The 17,515-nt window shown below is 39.8% G+C and carries 14 protein-coding genes; 5 read left to right on the top strand and 9 right to left on the bottom strand.

Translation table 11 applies throughout. The annotated features are described in order from the left end of the window. Nucleotides 1-4: 4 nt before the first annotated feature. The 4 genes from HLV59_RS01975 to dxs all read right to left on the bottom strand — a co-directional run bounded on the left by HLV59_RS01975 (nt 5) and on the right by dxs (nt 5,445). The gene (locus HLV59_RS01975) at nt 5-214 is read right to left on the bottom strand and encodes a hypothetical protein (RefSeq protein ID WP_025470494.1); all 210 of its coding nucleotides are present in this window, start codon (nt 212-214) and stop codon (nt 5-7) included. A 106-nt stretch (nt 215-320) separates the two neighbouring features. Further along, entirely contained in the window at nt 321-2,183 is a 1,863-nt protein-coding gene (locus HLV59_RS01970; RefSeq protein ID WP_016143582.1) for a DEAD/DEAH box helicase, read from the bottom strand. A 405-nt stretch (nt 2,184-2,588) separates the two neighbouring features. Beyond that, a complete protein-coding gene (locus HLV59_RS01965; protein ID WP_016143583.1) occupies nt 2,589-3,419 on the bottom strand; it encodes an inositol monophosphatase family protein in 831 nt (276 codons plus the stop codon). Between the two features lie 121 nt (nt 3,420-3,540). Further along, nucleotides 3,541-5,445 carry a 1-deoxy-D-xylulose-5-phosphate synthase gene (dxs, locus tag HLV59_RS01960; RefSeq protein WP_125697972.1) on the bottom strand — a complete coding sequence of 635 codons (1,905 nt, stop codon included), beginning with the start codon at nt 5,443-5,445 and terminating at the stop codon, nt 3,541-3,543. 303 nt (nt 5,446-5,748) lie between these two features. On the opposite strand from dxs, the gene ribA reads away from it, so the two are divergent. The 3 genes from ribA (at nt 5,749) to aroE (ending at nt 8,395) form a co-directional block, all read left to right on the top strand. After that, complete coding sequence (gene ribA, locus HLV59_RS01955) at nt 5,749-6,351, top strand: GTP cyclohydrolase II (RefSeq protein ID WP_002116908.1); 603 nt, start codon at nt 5,749-5,751, stop codon at nt 6,349-6,351. Nucleotides 6,352-6,476: 125 nt separating this feature from the next. Continuing rightward, complete coding sequence (gene hemF / locus HLV59_RS01950) at nt 6,477-7,427, top strand: oxygen-dependent coproporphyrinogen oxidase (protein ID WP_171429237.1); 951 nt, start codon at nt 6,477-6,479, stop codon at nt 7,425-7,427. Nucleotides 7,428-7,606: 179 nt separating this feature from the next. Then, nucleotides 7,607-8,395: a shikimate dehydrogenase gene (gene aroE / locus HLV59_RS01945; RefSeq protein WP_171429236.1), complete on the top strand. Its 789-nt coding sequence runs from the start codon at nt 7,607-7,609 to the stop codon at nt 8,393-8,395. Nucleotides 8,396-8,442: 47 nt separating this feature from the next. On the opposite strand, the gene HLV59_RS01940 is transcribed toward aroE, so the two are convergent. Next, on the bottom strand, nt 8,443-10,782 hold the full coding sequence (locus HLV59_RS01940) for an eL24 family ribosomal protein (RefSeq protein WP_171429235.1): 2,340 nt from the start codon (nt 10,780-10,782) through the stop codon (nt 8,443-8,445). Nucleotides 10,783-11,039: 257 nt separating this feature from the next. On the opposite strand from HLV59_RS01940, the gene HLV59_RS01935 reads away from it, so the two are divergent. Next, the gene (locus HLV59_RS01935; RefSeq protein ID WP_057106052.1) at nt 11,040-12,863 is read left to right on the top strand and encodes an acyl-CoA dehydrogenase C-terminal domain-containing protein; all 1,824 of its coding nucleotides are present in this window, start codon (nt 11,040-11,042) and stop codon (nt 12,861-12,863) included. 68 nt (nt 12,864-12,931) lie between these two features. Here the strand turns inward: HLV59_RS01935 and HLV59_RS01930 are convergent, their stop codons facing one another. Next, on the bottom strand, nt 12,932-13,579 hold the full coding sequence (locus tag HLV59_RS01930; RefSeq protein WP_171429234.1) for a hypothetical protein: 648 nt from the start codon (nt 13,577-13,579) through the stop codon (nt 12,932-12,934). Between the two features lie 248 nt (nt 13,580-13,827). On the opposite strand from HLV59_RS01930, the gene HLV59_RS01925 reads away from it, so the two are divergent. Continuing rightward, nucleotides 13,828-14,082, top strand: coding sequence for a PspC domain-containing protein (locus HLV59_RS01925; RefSeq protein ID WP_016143590.1), 255 nt, complete (start codon nt 13,828-13,830; stop codon nt 14,080-14,082). 63 nt (nt 14,083-14,145) lie between these two features. On the opposite strand, the gene HLV59_RS01920 is transcribed toward HLV59_RS01925, so the two are convergent. The 3 genes from HLV59_RS01920 to HLV59_RS01910 form a co-directional block, all read right to left on the bottom strand. Beyond that, nucleotides 14,146-15,246: an HPP family protein gene (locus HLV59_RS01920; RefSeq protein WP_031949452.1), complete on the bottom strand. Its 1,101-nt coding sequence runs from the start codon at nt 15,244-15,246 to the stop codon at nt 14,146-14,148. Nucleotides 15,247-15,378: 132 nt separating this feature from the next. Then, nucleotides 15,379-16,176 carry a TIGR03915 family putative DNA repair protein gene (locus tag HLV59_RS01915; protein ID WP_171429233.1) on the bottom strand — a complete coding sequence of 266 codons (798 nt, stop codon included), beginning with the start codon at nt 16,174-16,176 and terminating at the stop codon, nt 15,379-15,381. 2 nt (nt 16,177-16,178) lie between these two features. Further along, the gene (locus tag HLV59_RS01910) at nt 16,179-17,441 is read right to left on the bottom strand and encodes a putative DNA modification/repair radical SAM protein (protein WP_171429232.1); all 1,263 of its coding nucleotides are present in this window, start codon (nt 17,439-17,441) and stop codon (nt 16,179-16,181) included. Nucleotides 17,442-17,515 lie beyond the last annotated feature (74 nt).

Genomic DNA, 17,515 nt, shown 5'->3' with positions numbered 1-17,515 from the left:
TAACTTAATTGATCGAATTAGAAGAAGTATGTTCGGAAAAAGAGGTTAATTCAGAAATTTGAAATTGTTCAATAGAACTTCCAGTTATAAAAGCATAGGCAAAATAAACCCCATTACACAAAACAAGTGCAATAAAAAGATAAGGCAAACCGTGCTGAACCAATAAGTTCTTCAACTGCGCCATTATTGTTTCTTTTCGTTTAATTTTACTCATTATTTAATAAAAAATTGAACCAATTCACACTCTGTTATTTTATAACAAAACTGAAAAATAAGAAAGGCCAGTATAAATACTGGCCTTTCTTTAAGATAATTATTGATTAACGGTCGAATTTACGACGCGGTTTATCATCAAAACTACGACGTGGACGATCTTCACCACCGAAGCTACGTTTTGGACGATCTTCGCCACCAAACGCTGGACGCTCACCACGTGGTTTATCATCAAAGCTACGACGCGGTTTATCGTTAAAACCACCTTCGCGACGTGGACGATCTGAGTTGAACTCACGACGTGGACGATCTTCACCACCAAATGATGGACGCTCGCCACGAGGCTTATCATCAAAGCTACGACGTGGACGATCTTCACCACCGAAACTACGTTTTGGACGATCACCAAAACCATTTTCACGACGCGGTTTGTAATCTACGCGGTTACCACGGTTGTCATCATTTGAGTCAAAACGCGGTTTATCGTTGAAACCACCTTCACGACGCGGACGATCTGAGTTGAACTCACGACGTGGACGATCTTCAAAACCACCTTCACGACGTGGGCGATCTGAATTGAACTCGCGACGTGGACGATCTTCACCACCGAATGGACGTTCACCACGTGGTTTGTCATCAAAGCTACGACGTGGACGGTCATCACGACCACCTTCACGACGTTTGAAGTTGCTTTCGCCTTCAAAACGACGACCACCGCCAAAACCGCCACCACGACGACCATCACGACCACCGTTGCCGCCACGACCACGACCACCGCCATCACGACCTGAACGAGCAGGAGGTGGAGATGGCTCTAAGCCTTCAATTTCAGAAACACTTAAACGTGCATCTAAATAGTCTTCAAGCGCACGGATTTTACCACGTTCACGATAAGTCGCTAAAGTAATTGCTTGACCTGTACGACCAGCACGACCTGTACGACCAATACGGTGTACATAGTCTTCATGTTTCATTGGTAAACCGAAGTTAATTACGTGTGAAATTGTCGGTACGTCAAGACCACGTGCAGCAACGTCTGTTGCTACCAAGATTTTTGCACGACCTTCACGAATACTACGTAAACGACGGTTACGAACCGTTTGTGGCATTGCACCGTGAAGTGCAACTACAGAGTGACCTGCTTCTGCAAGTTCTTCAGCCAACATATCTGTATCTTCTTGAGTGCTCGCGAATACAACCGCTTGATCAAGAGTTTCATCAGCCAACCAGTGAGTCAGAAGTTTCTTCTTGTGTTCGAAACCATCTGTCCAGTGTAAAGTTTGGGTAATGTCAGTGTTCGTACTGTGACCTGTTTCAATTGCAATACGCTCAGGTTCATTCATCATGCGCTCAGCAAGACGAATAATACGGTCAGCGAAAGTTGCAGAGAACATTAATGTTTGACGACGGTTACCAGCTAAATCGCTGATCGCTTCTAAATCTTCAGAGAAGCCGAGGTCTAACATACGGTCAGCTTCGTCAACGATTAAAGCTTCAACTTTATCTAACTTTAATTGACGACGGTTAACTAAGTCTAATAAACGGCCAGGAGTCGCAACAATAACTTGCGCGCCTTTAAGCTGTTGGATTTGCTTACCAAAAGGCATACCACCCATGATTGCAGCAATACGAACACCTTTCATGTGACGTACAAAAGCAATCGCATCTTGGCTAACTTGTTGAGCCAATTCACGTGTTGGGCATAAAACTAAAATGTTAGGTTGAGTCACAGCTTTCATGCGTTCTTTGAACGGAACAAAAGTTTCTTGACCAGCTAAATTATGTAATGTCGGTAATAAAAATGCCGCAGTTTTACCAGAACCAGTCTGGCTAGATACTAGAAGGTCTTTTCCTTCTAAAGCTGCAGGAATAGATTGTTCTTGCACAGGAGTCGGGGTAGTAAAACCTAAACCTTCAAGCGCTTGTTGTAAGGTTTCATGCAAAGAAAATTCGGCAAAAGTTTTGCTCATAGAGAGTTTCACCCTAGTGGGTGCTCCATTTTTAATAAATACAAAATAGACATCGGCACAAAGCGGCAAAGCAAAGTTAGCTGAAACGTTTTTTCAGCAGCAATCCGAGTAACGACGATGTGGACTAAACGCACGCTTGATTACGGCCGAACCTGAAGAATCGCTGAGCGATCGGGGCGCAAGAAATGGTCCTCTCTATGGACAGCGTGCGCTTACAATGAATAGAACAGAATGTTCAGGTAATGAACGGAAATTTAAGTGCGTGGGCGGATTATAGCAGAAAGAAATTAAAAGTCATGTGTTTTAATCAACTTTCTTCATATTTATTGAACTAACTGAAATTTACCAATCACTTAAAAAATAAAACCCTCTGATAATAGAGGGTTTTATTTATAAATCATTAAATTATTTTGCGGCTTGAGCCCAAGCTGGAACTACAGTTTGCATTAAAGGTTTTAGCATTTTGAGAGAACTTGCAAGCACTTGACCATTTTCAAAAGACTCATTACCACCGCGTGCGTCAACCACTACACCGCCAGCTTCTTTAATAATAAGCTCACCAGCAGCGATATCCCATGGTTTTAAACCAAGCTCAAAGAAACCATCAAAACGACCAGCAGCAACATATGCTAAATCTAGGGCAGCTGAACCACCACGACGAATTTGTGCGCCTGCTTGAGTAACAGCTAATAATGAAGCAAAGTGTTGTTCTGCATAAGATACGATCTCACCAGCGCGTTTAGCACGGTAAGGATGGCCTACTGCCAAGAATGTATTTTCTAAAGTATCTTTTACATTTACACGAATACGACGTTGGTTCATCACCGCGCCGCGACCGCGACTTGCAGAGAATAATTCGTCACGTACTGGGTCGTAGATTACGCCATGCTGAGTAACGCCTTTATGCTGAACTGCAATAGAAATACAGAAATGAGGGAAACCATTAATAAAGTTTTGCGTGCCATCAAGCGGGTCGATTACCCAGCACCAGTCTGCATCGTGGCCTTTGCCTTCTTGCAAACCGAACTCTTCACCTAAGAAGCTATGGTTTTTATAACTTTTACGTAATGTATCAATCGTCAATTGTTCCAAATAACGATCTACACGTGTTACCGGGCCATCAATGCCTTTCTCTTCAACTTGCAAATCGAGTTTATGACGATTTTGATGCGCTTTTAAAAGCTCTTGACCAACTGTTTGAGCCGCACGCGCAGCCATAACCACCATAGGTTCCATTGAACACCCACTACAATACAAATTTGAAGATTTTGACAAAGAATAATGCATAAAAGCGCATACATTTTAGCAAATGAATGCGCTTTAGGGGAAAAAATGTTTCAAAAATTTTATTAAAGGCTTAAACCACCTGATTTAGCTTAAGCCAAGCTCGCTCAATTGAGTTCAAAATACCTTTAGCATCTAACCCACAATCTTGTAGCATTTGACCATGTGACGCCTGTTGTAAGAACAAATCTGGCAGACCTAAATTAATGATAGGTTTCACAATTTGTTCTTGTGCCATGAACTCATTTACCGCACTGCCTGCACCACCCATAATTGCATGCTCTTCAACAGTGACAAATAAATGTGTGCGTTCAGCCAACTCACGAATAATTTTTTCATCAAGTGGTTTCACAAAACGCATATTTACAACACGTACACCAACATCGTGTTTTTGTGCAAATTGCTCAGCAGCTTCTATGGCAACCATAACACGACTACCAAACGCTAAAATCGTAATCTGCTCATCAGAAGCAGAATTAATTTCAGCAACAATTTCAGCTTTACCTAATTCAATAGCAGTTAACTCTTGCTGAATTTCCACCCCTACCCCTGCACCACGTGGGTAACGTACTGCTGCTGGTCCATTATAGACATAGGCAGTATGTAGCATTTGACGACATTCATTTTCATCTTTTGGTGCCATTATGACCATGTTCGGAACTGTACGCATATATGCATAGTCATATGCACCAGCATGTGTTGGACCATCTTCACCCACCAAACCAGCACGATCGATCCCGAAAGTTACATCAAGATTTTGTAATGCAACATCATGAATAAGTTGGTCGTAACCACGCTGTAAGAATGTTGAATAGATCGCAACGACAGGTTTTAACCCTTCACACGCCATTCCTGCTGCAAGTGTTACTGCATGCTGTTCAGCAATTGCAACATCGAAGAAGCGCTTTGGAAATTCTTTAGCAAACTTAACCATGCCCGAGCCTTCACACATAGCTGGAGTAATCGCTAATAAACGTTCATCTTGTGCAGCTTCGTCACACAACCATTGACCAAATACATCTGAATATTTTGGTGGCGTTTTACCTGCTGAAGTCGCATTAACTTTACTAATTGCATGGTAGGTAATCGGGTCAGCTTCTGCCGGAGTAAAGCCTTTACCCTTTTTAGTATAGACGTGGACTAAACGCGGCCCTTTACGCTTTTTCAATGCGTTAAATACTTGAACAAGTTGATTTACGTCATGTCCATCGAAAGGACCGAAGTAATCGAAACCAATCGCTTTAAATAAATTATCGGCCGCATCTGTTGCTGATTGATGTAAACGAGAGTTGTACGTCCATTTCGGATGTGGCTGTACATACGCCTCGCCATGTTCATCGACATTAACTAAATGGCCTTTTTCCCAAATTGCAGCTAAATGCTTAGCAAAACCACCGGTACTGCAAGAAATCGACATGTCATTGTCATTAAGCACAACAATTAAATCAGCGTCATGTGCAACAGCATCGTTCATGGCTTCAAATGCCATACCTGCCGTCATTGCTCCATCACCAACAATACACACCACATCACATGGGTCGTTTTGATAGCGACGTGCTAAAGACATTCCTAAACCTGCTGAAATTGCAGTTGATGAATGCCCTACGCCAAAAGTATCAAAAACTGATTCTTCTCTAGCTGGAAATGCTGCTAAGCCGTTTTTAGCACGGATTGTTGTCATTTGCTCACGGCGACCAGTCAAGACTTTATGTGGGTATGCCTGATGTCCTACATCCCAAACTAATCGGTCATTTGGAGTATTAAAGCAATAATGCAGCGCAACCGTCAGCTCAACCACGCCGAGGTTAGCACCGAAATGGCCACCACTCTGGCCTGCTGCATATAAAATATATTGACGCAACTCATCAGCCACTTGAACCAATTGGCTATGCTCGAGCTGACGTAATTGTTGAGGATGATCAATTGCATCTAACAATGGCGTAACAGGGCGTTGAGTTGGAATTTCGGTATACAACATATGTGGCAAAGCCTTTATAAGCCTGGCAAATCCTAAGCTGGGTCAAAATGGGTCGATCATACAATCGAATGAAGTCACCTTCAATCAGCCACATTTGCGAACGAGGTCATGCAAAGCAGTCTCTCATACAGTATGGGTATGGTTGGCAGATTATCCTGAATAATCTGACTATTTATCAACTATTATCGTCTTCTTTATACAAAAAAGAAAACCTTAGTGCTCAAAATGATTATGACAATTCGACCAATCTCCCAGCATTACGCTATACTTTAAACCGTTTTCGGTTAAAAGATGAGTTAATCTGTGCCTATAGAGTTCATTGCAACATCAAAACTCCCGACCGCTTTTGGTGAATTCAATATTTCTGTGTTTCAAGATCCTGTCTCAGGTGAAGAACATGTGGCACTTTCTAAAGGGTTAGAAAATCCACCCACAGGCCCTGTTTTAGTACGTGTTCATTCAGAATGCTTAACAGGTGATGCTTTTGCGTCATTAAAATGTGACTGCGGCCCTCAATTACAGGCAACTCAAAAGCTCATCAACGAAGCAGGTCAAGGCGTTATTTTATATTTACGCCAAGAAGGCCGTGGTATTGGGCTCACAAATAAAATTCGTGCCTATGCCTTGCAAGATCAAGGTCATGACACGGTAGATGCAAATTTACTTTTAAATTTACCCGCCGATGCACGCCGTTACGACATGTGCAGCATTATGCTCGACCACTTAAAAGTAAAAGAAGTTAAGTTAATTACTAACAATCCTTTGAAAATTCAGGCACTCAAGGACCAAGGTATTAATGTGGTTGGTCGTGTTCCATTAACGGTGGGACGTAACCCTTTTAATGAACAATATTTAAAAACTAAACGTGAACGTATGGATCACCTTTATCAAAAAGATGATTTCTAAAAAATTATAAATTTAAAAATAATTGGAAGGGATTTTTAAGACATTTCTTAAAAATCCCTTACTTTTTTTATGGTTTTGTGTTTTGATGTATCTATCTCCTATCTCAATCATCTTTGAGGGTCACTATGCAACATCCGACTTCAACAGATATTCAACGTGTCCGCGAATTTCTCCTCGATTTACAAGCTCGTATCTGTGCTGGTTTAGAACAACAAGAAAAAGCTGGCGGTGGTACGGGTGAATTTATTATTGATGATTGGGAACGTCCAGAAGGTGGTGGTGGTCGTTCACGAGTTTTGCAAAATGGCACCGTGATTGAAAAAGGTGGTGTGATGTTTTCTCACATCAACATTAGTAAACTGCCCGCTTCTGCTACAGAAAGACATCCTCAAATTGCTGGTGCTAAAGCACAAGCGCTTGGTGTGTCATTGGTGATTCATCCTAAAAACCCCAATATTCCGACATCCCATGCCAATGTACGTTTATTTGTTGCAGAGCCTGAAGGACAAGATCCAATTTGGTGGTTTGGTGGCGGTTTTGACTTAACACCGTTCTATCCAGATGAACAAGATGTTATCGATTGGCATCAAGCCGCATACGACCTATGTCAACCTTTTGGAGACAATGTCTACGCTGAACATAAAAAATGGTGTGATGATTACTTCTATCTAAAACATCGAGATGAACAGCGTGGCGTCGGTGGTTTATTCTTTGATGATTTAAATTGCTGGGATTTCGAAACCTGCTTTAAATATATTCAAGCTGTAGGCAATGGTTATTTAAATGCCATTCTGCCAGTTTTTGAAAAACATCGTGAACAACCTTACACTGAAGCTCAACGAGAGTTCCAGCTTTACCGTCGTGGTAGATATGTCGAATATAATTTAGTCTATGACCGTGGAACATTGTTTGGCTTACAAACAGGTGGACGTATTGAATCTATTTTAGTCAGTCTCCCTAACCTTGCAGCTTGGTCGTATCGTCCAGAATGGGATGAAGATTCACCAGAAAAACGTTTAACTGACTATTACCTAAAACCACGTGACTGGTTAAATCTAAAAGAAAAAGTCGCTTAATTTTTTGCTTTTTGGAGATTCTTTGGCTTCCACCCTAGAGAATCTCCTTTTTTATTTTCAATTTTCTGAACCTCATTCAAATATTTTTTCTTATTCCAATTTGGCTTATAGTGAGGCCTGCTGAAAATTCAGTACAGACTTTATCTGTCTCATGCCATTTTAAAATTTTGGATATAAGAATGACCAAACAGTTTGCAGTAATTGGCAACCCCATCGAACAATCACGCTCTCCTGAATTGCATCATGCTTTCGCTCAAAAAACAGGTGTTGACCTAGACTACCAAAAACGCCTTGCCCCTATTGATGGTTTTGAGCCGAGTATGCGTAGTTTCTTTGAAAATGGCGGGAGTGGCATGAACGTTACCGTGCCGTTTAAAGAACAGGCTTTTGCTTTGTGTGATGTGCTGACTGAACGTGCTCAAATTGCCAAAGCCGTAAATACACTTTGGATGGAAAATGGCAAACTGCATGGTGACAATACTGACGGCCAAGGCTTAGTTGCCGCAATTCAAGCTTTAGATTGGAACTTAGAAAATACAACTATTTTAATTTTAGGAGCTGGTGGTGCAACTCGTGGTGTTATTTACCCGCTTGTGCAGGCTGGTGCTAAAAAGATTGTGATTGCAAACCGAACTCTTGCTCGTGCTGAACAACTTGTAGATGACCTAAAAGCGGCAGTTCCGCAAACCCAATTACAAGCAATTTCTCTAAATGAGTTAGAAGGGAAATTTGATATTATCATTAATGCAACTTCTGCAAGTCTGTCTGGTGATGCATTACAACTACCAGAAAATTTAGACTTCAAATATGCCTATGAAATGGCTTATGGCAAGCCATCTAGCTTCCTTGATCAAGCCAAACAACGCAATGTACCTTATGCGGAAGGTTTTGGCATGCTAGTTGGCCAAGCCATTGAAGCCTTCTATATCTGGAATGGTGTAAAGCCAAAATTAAAAGATTTTCTATAAGTCAAAAAAAGAACCTACACGAAGTAGGTTCTTTTTTATTTCATCTATTATTTTTTAGCTGTAACCATCTGCTTATAAACATCTCGGAAAATCTCATAATCAATAAATTCATTATGTTCAGGTTTTAAATTCTGAATTGTTTTTTCCGTAAGTTGCTGTTTGCGAGCAGCGACATAAACTTTACCTAAAATATCAGCTGTTTCTGACAACAAGTGTTTTTCTTCATCAGAACTACCATTTTGTTTTTCAAACTCTAATTGATACTGTTTTGAGAAAAGCTGTTCAGGTTGCTTATATTGTTTCTGTAGTTTTTGCCATGCTTCACGCCCAGCTTCACCTTGTATTGTTGTGATCACAATATGGTCCACAGCTCGACCTAAGTCATTATCAAACTGATCTTCTTGTTCAAGATGATGCTTTTTCTGCAATGTTTCAATACGTTCTAAAGCTTTACCTTGAGGATTATAAGTTTCCTCTTCAGAGAACCAGTAAGCATAAACCTCGGCAATTTCTTGCAACTGTTGAACTGAATAATAATGAATATATGACGGTTTTTCGGCAGTCAATTTTGCAATAAACACAGCCTTATATGTTTTGTCATAAGCATGTGTTGCATCATAAGTTTGGTTAGCCAACAGCGCCAGACTCGAATCTAAATCTTGTACATCGCTATGTGCACCAACTGGATGCTCAGAAACATCACTCTGCCCAAGTTTTTCACTAAATCCTTTTACGAAGTTTTCAAATAACGAACCCTTACTTGCCTCTGCAACTGATTTAGCTTGTTTAAGTTGCTGCTGATTAATTGGGGTCGCTTTACCATAATTGAGAATTTGCATGTCTGCTTTAATATTAAAGCGATGGTTAAATTCAGCTGGTGTATACGCAATATCGTAATCTGCGTTGACTAAACGGCCCTTTTCATCCAGTCCGACATCAATCGCAACAGGATTTCTTTGTTTTGGTAAAGCTTGTTCAATTTCTGCCTTATGCTTGATCCATAGAGCCTTGAATGCTTCATCATCAACAAACTGGTTTTGATCATAAGCAGCAAAAGTTTGTTTCAACGCAGCTTGACGAGCCTTAATCTGAGTTTTTTCGGTATTTCCAGCGCTCTGATCAAGCACATCAATACCGTAAATTTGACAGTAATTAATATCACCTAAGGCAACGGGACTTTTTTGAGACTGTAATTCAACACACTGATCTTCTGTAAGTGAAGCTACTTCTTCATCTTGTGTGACTTCTTCAGCATCTGCTACAGCAACATCTTCGGCTTGGGCCGTATCAGAAGCATCCTCTTCGGCTGCCCCATCTTGAGCTACACTTGATTGGTCTTCATCATACTCAGAATCTAAGGCATTACCAAAATGAGCATTAATAAGTGAATAAAGTTGCTGGCTAACTGCTGCTGCATCTTCTGAAGAAACTTTCTGCTCCTCAGCACCACCTACCTTTCTCTTCGCTTCCGAAGCAGCTAATTCAGTTGCTATAGATTCGGCAATTTTTTCTTCATCAAATCCTAAAACATTTTTTTGCAAATATTTTGCATTGACCTGACTATAGAGTTCCGATTGTAGCAATAACGCTTCAACCGTATCTTTTAAACGAATTTTCTCTACAATCCCGGCTTTACGCTCAGCGTCACTAACTGATAAACGCTGTAAATTTTGCGGTTCAGCCAAACGATAAGATACAGCGCCAGAAGCTTTCGCATATTCAACGAATTTCTTCATATCGACATTTGTAAACAGATTTTTATATTTTGAAAAATCGACATACGCCAAATTATTTTGATTATCTTTATTGACCAAATAAGGCATTAACCCGAAATAATTAACGTAAAATTTATAATCCTTCAGATCAAGTACCATTGGCAATTTTGCCTGTACCAAAAGCGTTGGTTTTTCATACCTTGCTGTGAGGTTTAAAGACCCCATTTTTTGACGATAATGAACCGAACCGTCGTAACTAAATTGAAAGTCATTTAATAAATTAATTAATACGGCGTTTACTTTTTCTGAGCGTGATTCACCAGAAATGCCCGAGTCCGCTTGCTCATTTGCAATTGCGGCATAGAGCGCCTGCTTCTGTTTTTTATTCAAATTAATTTTTTGTTCACGTAAATATTGATCTACTTTTTTTTGCACTGCAGCATCTAACTGCACTGTTTTTTCTACATTATTTATTTTTCTTGACTGATTTGGATCTACACTAACTTTAAAATGCCCACGATAGTCATAGCTTGGGTATTCATACATTGCATTCATACCCTGAATGACTTTTTGATCTAACTGAGTAGATACTACCGATGGACGTAGGTTATGCTGCGCACAAGCGGTCAAACCCAAACTAAATAAACATAAACTGAGATATTTTAAATGCATAACCTTTTTTAAAACCTTATCGCTTTATCTTTTTAACAAAACTTGCTAAAAATAAGAAAATTAGTTGTTTTTTCACATAAAAGTATAAATCCTGAATGTAGCAGAAATTATAATTTCAGGTGTATTTATTTTCGACAAAATTCGCTTTTCTGACATTTCTTTCGGGTGCGATTAACATTGTATTTTTATCATGTGAGTGAATAATCAAATCATCGATACAGATAATCCCACAATGATTCAAAATTAGGATTAAAGCCATGCCAGCATATAAAGCCCCGCTACACGATATCCGCTTCTTAATGAATGAAGTATTAGATTACCCTGCTCACTATAAAACTTTATCAAATGGTGAAAGTGCTGATCCAGATACAGTTGATATGATTCTTGAAGGTGCGGCAGATTATTGTGAAAACGTATTGTCGCCACTTAACCAATCTGGTGATGAAGAAGGTTGCCATTTTGACAACGGCGAAGTAACTACTCCTAAAGGCTTTAAAGAAGCTTATGACCAATTCGTAATGGGCGGTTGGCAAGGTCTTTCTTACCCAGAAGAGTTTGGTGGTCAAGGCCTTCCAATGTCATTAAATCTGATTAAATCAGAGATGATGGGTACTGCAAACTGGTCATTTACCATGTACCCGGGTTTAAGTTCTGGTTGTATGAACACTATTTTGCAATTCGGTACTGATGAGCAAAAGCAAACATATATGCCTAAGCTTGTTGAAGGCACTTGGAGCGGCACAATGTGCTTAACCGAACCTCAATGTGGTACAGACTTAGGTCAGGTAAAAACTAAAGCTGAACCTCAAGCAGATGGTAGTTACAAAATCACTGGTACAAAAATCTTCATTTCTGCTGGTGAACATGATTTAACTGAAAATATCATTCACATCGTACTTGCACGCCTTCCAGATGCACCTGCTGGTACTCGTGGTATCTCATTATTCATCGTACCAAAATTCATGCCTACAGCTGATGGCGGTGTTGGTGAACGCAATACGGTAACTTGTGGTTCAATCGAACACAAAATGGGTATTCGTGCGTCTGCAACTGCGGTGCTCAACTTTGATAATGCAACTGGTTATTTAATCGGTGAAGTTAACAAAGGCCTACATGCAATGTTTACCTTCATGAATACAGCACGTATTGGTACTGCTGTTCAAGGTATTGCACATGCTGAGTTATCTTTCCAAGGCGCATTACCATATGCCAAAGATCGTATGTCAATGCGTGCGCTTTCTGGTAAAAAAGATCCAGATAAAGTTGCTGATGCCATCATTCACCATGCAGACGTACGTCGCATGCTATTAACTCAAAAAGCAATCGCTGAAGGCGGTCGTGCAATGATTTACTACGCTGCGCAAATCGCTGACAAAATGACAGATGCGTTAACACGTGGTGATCAAGCTGCTTTTGAAGACTACGATGATAAACTTGGTTTCTATACACCAATTTTGAAAGGTTTCTTAACTGAACTTGGTTTAGAAGCTGCTAACCATGGTATGCAAGTTTACGGTGGCCATGGTTATATTAAAGAATGGGGTATGGAGCAAATCGCACGTGATGCCCGTATTGCGACCTTGTATGAAGGAACAACAGGCGTTCAAGCACTCGACTTGATTGGTCGTAAAGTGTTGTTAAGTTCAAAAGGTAAAGTAGTTCGTGAATACACGGCTGAAATCTTAAAATTCTGTGCTGCACATGCACGTAATAAGTATTTACGTCGTTTTGCTTGGGACCTAACTAAGCTTTGTGCTCAGTGGAATACTTTAACAGTTCGTATCATGCTTGCTGCACGTAAAGACCGCGACATCGTATCTTCTGCTTCTGTAGATTTCTTGATGTTCTCAGGCTACGTCATGATGGCTTATTTCTGGGCTCAACAAGCTGTGGTTGCTTCTGAAAAATTAGAAGCAGGTAACGGCCAAGAAACTGCTGAATTCTATAAAGCAAAAATCAAAGTTGCTGATTTCTACTTTGACCGTTTATTGCCACGTGCTCAAGGCCATGCAGAATCAATGGTGACTACATCTCGCACACTAACATCATTACCAGTTGAACACTTTAGCTTCGACTACTAATGATTTTTAAGTAGTGAAATGAAAAAGAGCGCAATTTATATTGCGCTCTTTTTATATAAAACAGTTATCTATTCTTTAGTCAAAACATACGCCCGATTTGGAACAAAATAATTTTGCTCTAAAAATTCACGATTTTTCCCATAGTCACTATAAAGTAGCTTTTCTAAGTTCGTGACCAATCTTTTATCGGAATCAAGGTTAAAATAAAAATTAACTTTAGATAACGGACATTGAATCGTTAACTCACGCTCTTTTTCATCTACTTTCCAATTTAAAGTAGGACATAACTGATTTACAGCGGCACTTTTAGCCCCGTCTTTACTTCCCACACGACCAAAATGAACAACATTCCAATAAGCCGAACCATTTGGTAATAAGTTTAAAATGTACTCAGCTTCGCCTGACTCACAATCAGCAAAAGCATCCTCACATGAGATACGAGTATGATAGCGCCCTACATATTGCAATGAGGCAGCATTTAATTTTTGGGTTTGATCAGAATTGTCTTCAGGTAAAAAAGTACGTCCAGCGACATAATCTAATGTTTTTATAGACGTGCTACTTTTTATTAAGTTTTCTTCATGATTAGAGCTAGAACTTGTAGTCGAATGATCTTTTGAATTGGTATGGTTTATATCGCAAGCACTAAGGGCCATGCATATTGCAGCCGCTACAACCACATGCTTAACTGAAAACCTAGACCACTTCAAAGACATATACATTATTCACAGATAACAGCAACAGCTATATTTACTATTCAAATCGGGTATTAGCTGATTGCCGCTTTAAACTCTTAAGCCCTGAAAGGGTGCATTTTAGTAGATGTTGGTTTCCTTCATTTCAATCCTTTACATATTTTAACTATTTTACTTTTTAAAGGACTTTAAACCTTTAATTTCGACACCATATTTTTATTAAGCAAGAGCAATAGCTTCTTGTAATTTTTATCTTTAAGGAGAATTAGATGGCCAGTTCTGGTTTATATCGCTCGAACCGACACAGCATGATCGCCGGTGTAATGGGTGGTATTGCTGAACGTTTTGGTTGGAACGTAACTTTACTACGTGTCATTTTTGTTTTGATCTCAATAATGAGTGCAGCCTTTCCAGGACTTTTAGTTTATCTGGTTTTATGGTTAGTCATTCCGAAAAAACAGCCAGAGCATATTGAAGGCTATCGACAATCCGTCCGAACAGTAAATGAAGAACAAGTACGTTAATTCATAACTTTGGTCGCTACGGTTGCATCCCCTAATCAACCGTAGCTTTTTTTATTCTAAAAATTATAGCTTTCGATTTAACTGTTGCTGTAATGCAGCAATCATATCTGCACGGCTAATCATTCCTATAAGCTTCCGATCTTCAACCACAGGAATATAGTTAAATGACTTCTCGACAAAGTACGGCACCAAATCTTGAATCGGTTGAGTTGGTAGTACCGTGACCACTCGACGGCTCATAATTTGTTTTACATAGTGCTGCCAAGAGTTTCTAGGGTCGGCTGCACCTTTAAACCATTCTACGACCTCATATAGTGCTAAAGTTCCGACCAAATGGTTTTCTGCATTTACTACAGGTAGGCTCATCAAGTTCACTTGTTTAAACTTATCGAGTGCCTGATGAATATCATCATCTTCATGTAGTTTAATCACATCACGACTCATAATATCCTGACAGACATATTGATTGACCATGCGCTCATTGGCATGCTCTTGTGCTTCTAAAATGATTTTTTCTAAGTCGTATTGGCTAATATCTAAAAGTTCAGTGTGATGTTCTAATGCGTACTCAATATCTTTGGGTTGAATCGATACTTTTTGAGTAGGCGTTGGGTCTTTACTACGTTCATTAAGGCGTGCGGTAACCGGATAATGTCGTCCAATCAATCGATTAAAGAAAACAGCAAATCCAAGTAAAAGTAACGAATTTAGTAAAACTGGATAAAAAATAAAATAAAAGCCCAACTTATGAATTGCGGCCCCACCTAGTACAGCCGTAATCGCAACCGCACCACTCGGTGGGTGCAAAGAGTCGGTGGTCATCATTAAAAATATGGCAAAACCTACTGCGACACTAAAAGCTGTGGTTAAATCTGGAATCCACTGTGCACAAGCAACACCAATAATTCCAGCCAGAGTATTACCAACAAGGACATTCCACGGTTGAGCCAAGGGACTGGTCGGCACAGCGAACAATAAAACAGATGAGGCACCCATTGGAGCGATGTACCAAGCATTAATTCCACCGAGAACATACCAGCTAATTAAGGAGGAAATTGCTAAACCACACAACGCTCCAATACCGCAAAGTAACCGTTCTTTTAAAGGTAAAACCTTAAAATTTGGCTTTAAAATCTGTAACCATTCTCGCTGTATAACACTCACAGTACACCTTTAGGGATATGCCGTTATTTATAACGGGCAAAAGTATACGCCCAAAGCTACATAAAGTGCATTTAAATTATATCTTTCAACAATAAGAAAACTCGCTGAACTATTCTTTATGATTTTAAAACTTTAATATTCCATCAATTTTTCATTTAAATAGCGCCAGTAACGTTTTGGTAAATATTGCACATGAAGTTTTATATTTTGCCGTTCAGTAATATTTACGCTCTTAAAATAATCCTTCCAAAGCTGATCATATAAAACTTCCTGCTCATCAAGCTCAAGCTGAAAGCTTTGACTCATGCCATTTTTTAAATTACGGTCAACCTCAGAGGCTTCGAGTGAAACTTCATGTACTTCTTGTAAGTCATAATACAGCCCGAACTTACGTTTCTCATCATAAATCAGCCAATGCTGATCTTGATAACGCCGTTTAAAATGGGGCTGAATTAGCGGTAAAACATTAAAATCTGGACACACCAGACTTAAAAAAAGCTCATCTTTGGTTTTCTTAAACCGAATAAAAGCTTCCATCCGATGCTTCTCTCGCCCGACCTTCTTCGTCCACTGTGCAATCGCTAAAACACTAGGATTTGAATAATCTTTTTCAATAGAAACAGGGCTAGTAAACACATAAATACAGTAGTTAAATAAATGCTGATAGGCGTCTAAAGATTCAGATAAAGAGGCAAAATAAAATTGTCTTAACGAAGAAGACGAAAGCTTTTTTTGTAGCGCAGACCAAACACGCTCGGCATGTTGCTCGTTATTTGAAACCTCAATTTTATCAGCAAATAAGCCATGTTGACCCGCATCATTCAAACAGAGTCTGACTTGTAATTCTTTAAATTGAAATGCACGAAAAACACAGCTTAGCAGCCCAACCATTGAACCATCAAAATAGTAAGCGACTTCATCATTAAACATGACTAAAACCCAAGGCTTAATTGTGGCGAGAGTTGCTGCACATATTTCGAAGATCCCTGCGTTAAAATCTGCTGCCGAATAAAACTTGATGATAGTTCTTTTTGGAATTTTGGACTGTCTTCGCAGCGGATAAAGAATTTTGCACGCTGATAGGCTACACCGAGTTTTTTAAGTAAATCGATATGGATTTTTCCAAAACGGCGTGCTTGCACAATTTTCTTGGCCGATTTCACTCCAATGCCCGGTACACGCAAAATCATTTGATAGTCGGCACGATTTAAATCTACTGGAAACTGCTCGGGATGCCTTAACGCCCAGCTTAATTTCGGGTCAACATCAAGGTCTAAGTTTGGGTGTTTTTCATTGACGATTTCATCAACCTGAAAGCCATAAAAACGCATCAGCCAATCGCTTTGATAGAGACGATTTTCACGCAGCAAAGGCGGTGCAGAACCCACTGCCGGCAAGTAATTATTTTCGGTATTAATTGGTATATAACCCGAGAAATAGACGCGTTTGAGTTTAAATTCTTTATAGTGCTTGTCTGCCATAAACAAGACATCTTGGTCTGACTCTTGATGGGCGCCAACCACCATTTGAGTAGTCTGCCCTGCTGGTACATATTTCGGCACATGCTTAATAATTTGTCGCTCATCTTTAAGCTGAATCAGCCTATCACGGACCAAACCTAAATCTTTTTGCACTTCCTGATGTGATTTTTCTGGGGCAAAAGTTTTTAGCCCTACCTCGGTCGGCATCTCTAAATTAATACTCATCCGGTCAGCATATAAACCTGCCTCATGAATCAGTTCAGGCGATGCTCCCGGAATCGTTTTTAAGTGAATATAACCATTAAAATTTTCTTCAAGGCGCAACTTCTTTACGACTTGAAGCATACGCTCCATCGTGTGATCTGCCGATTTAAAAATGCCTGAGCTTAAAAATAAGCCCTCAATATAATTACGGCGGTAAAAATTAATGGTTAAATCCACCACCTCTTGCACCGTAAATGCTGCACGCTGGACATCATTAGAACGACGTGAAACACAGTAGGCACAGTCAAAAATACAAACATTACTAAATAGAATTTTTAAGAGAGACACACAGCGGCCATCTTCAGTATAGCTATGGCAAATACCTGAATGACTGGCATCTCCCAAACCTTTATCTTTATTTTTACGGTCACTGCCACTTGATGAACAAGACACATCATATTTAGCAGCATCAGCAAGAATCTGTAGTTTTTCTCGAATGCGATCAGACATATCAAACGACTCATTTATGGCATCGTTTAAAAAATATCATTTTGCATGCGTAAATTTAATCTAGTGAAGTACGC

Source organism: Acinetobacter lactucae (genome assembly GCF_013122135.1).
GTDB classification, from domain to species: Bacteria; Pseudomonadota; Gammaproteobacteria; order Pseudomonadales; family Moraxellaceae; genus Acinetobacter; species Acinetobacter lactucae.
The sequence above is the reverse complement of the archived record's forward strand: the minus strand, read 5'-3'. Positions and strand labels throughout refer to the sequence as shown.

Bases quoted from the DNA above. Each gene is read 5' to 3' on its own strand.
- HLV59_RS01975 (WP_025470494.1), bottom strand. From the start codon at position 214: ATGAGTAAAATTAAACGAAAAGAAACAATAATGGCGCAGTTGAAGAAC.
- HLV59_RS01970 (WP_016143582.1), bottom strand. From the start codon at position 2,183: ATGAGCAAAACTTTTGCCGAATTTTCTTTGCATGAAACCTTACAACAA.
- HLV59_RS01965 (WP_016143583.1), bottom strand. From the start codon at position 3,419: ATGGAACCTATGGTGGTTATGGCTGCGCGTGCGGCTCAAACAGTTGGT.
- dxs (WP_125697972.1), bottom strand. From the start codon at position 5,445: ATGTTGTATACCGAAATTCCAACTCAACGCCCTGTTACGCCATTGTTA.
- hemF (WP_171429237.1), top strand. From the start codon at position 6,477: ATGCAACATCCGACTTCAACAGATATTCAACGTGTCCGCGAATTTCTC.
- aroE (WP_171429236.1), top strand. From the start codon at position 7,607: ATGACCAAACAGTTTGCAGTAATTGGCAACCCCATCGAACAATCACGC.
- HLV59_RS01940 (WP_171429235.1), bottom strand. From the start codon at position 10,782: ATGCATTTAAAATATCTCAGTTTATGTTTATTTAGTTTGGGTTTGACC.
- HLV59_RS01935 (WP_057106052.1), top strand. From the start codon at position 11,040: ATGCCAGCATATAAAGCCCCGCTACACGATATCCGCTTCTTAATGAAT.
- HLV59_RS01930 (WP_171429234.1), bottom strand. From the start codon at position 13,579: ATGTCTTTGAAGTGGTCTAGGTTTTCAGTTAAGCATGTGGTTGTAGCG.
- HLV59_RS01925 (WP_016143590.1), top strand. From the start codon at position 13,828: ATGGCCAGTTCTGGTTTATATCGCTCGAACCGACACAGCATGATCGCC.
- HLV59_RS01915 (WP_171429233.1), bottom strand. From the start codon at position 16,176: ATGTTTAATGATGAAGTCGCTTACTATTTTGATGGTTCAATGGTTGGG.
- HLV59_RS01910 (WP_171429232.1), bottom strand. From the start codon at position 17,441: ATGTCTGATCGCATTCGAGAAAAACTACAGATTCTTGCTGATGCTGCT.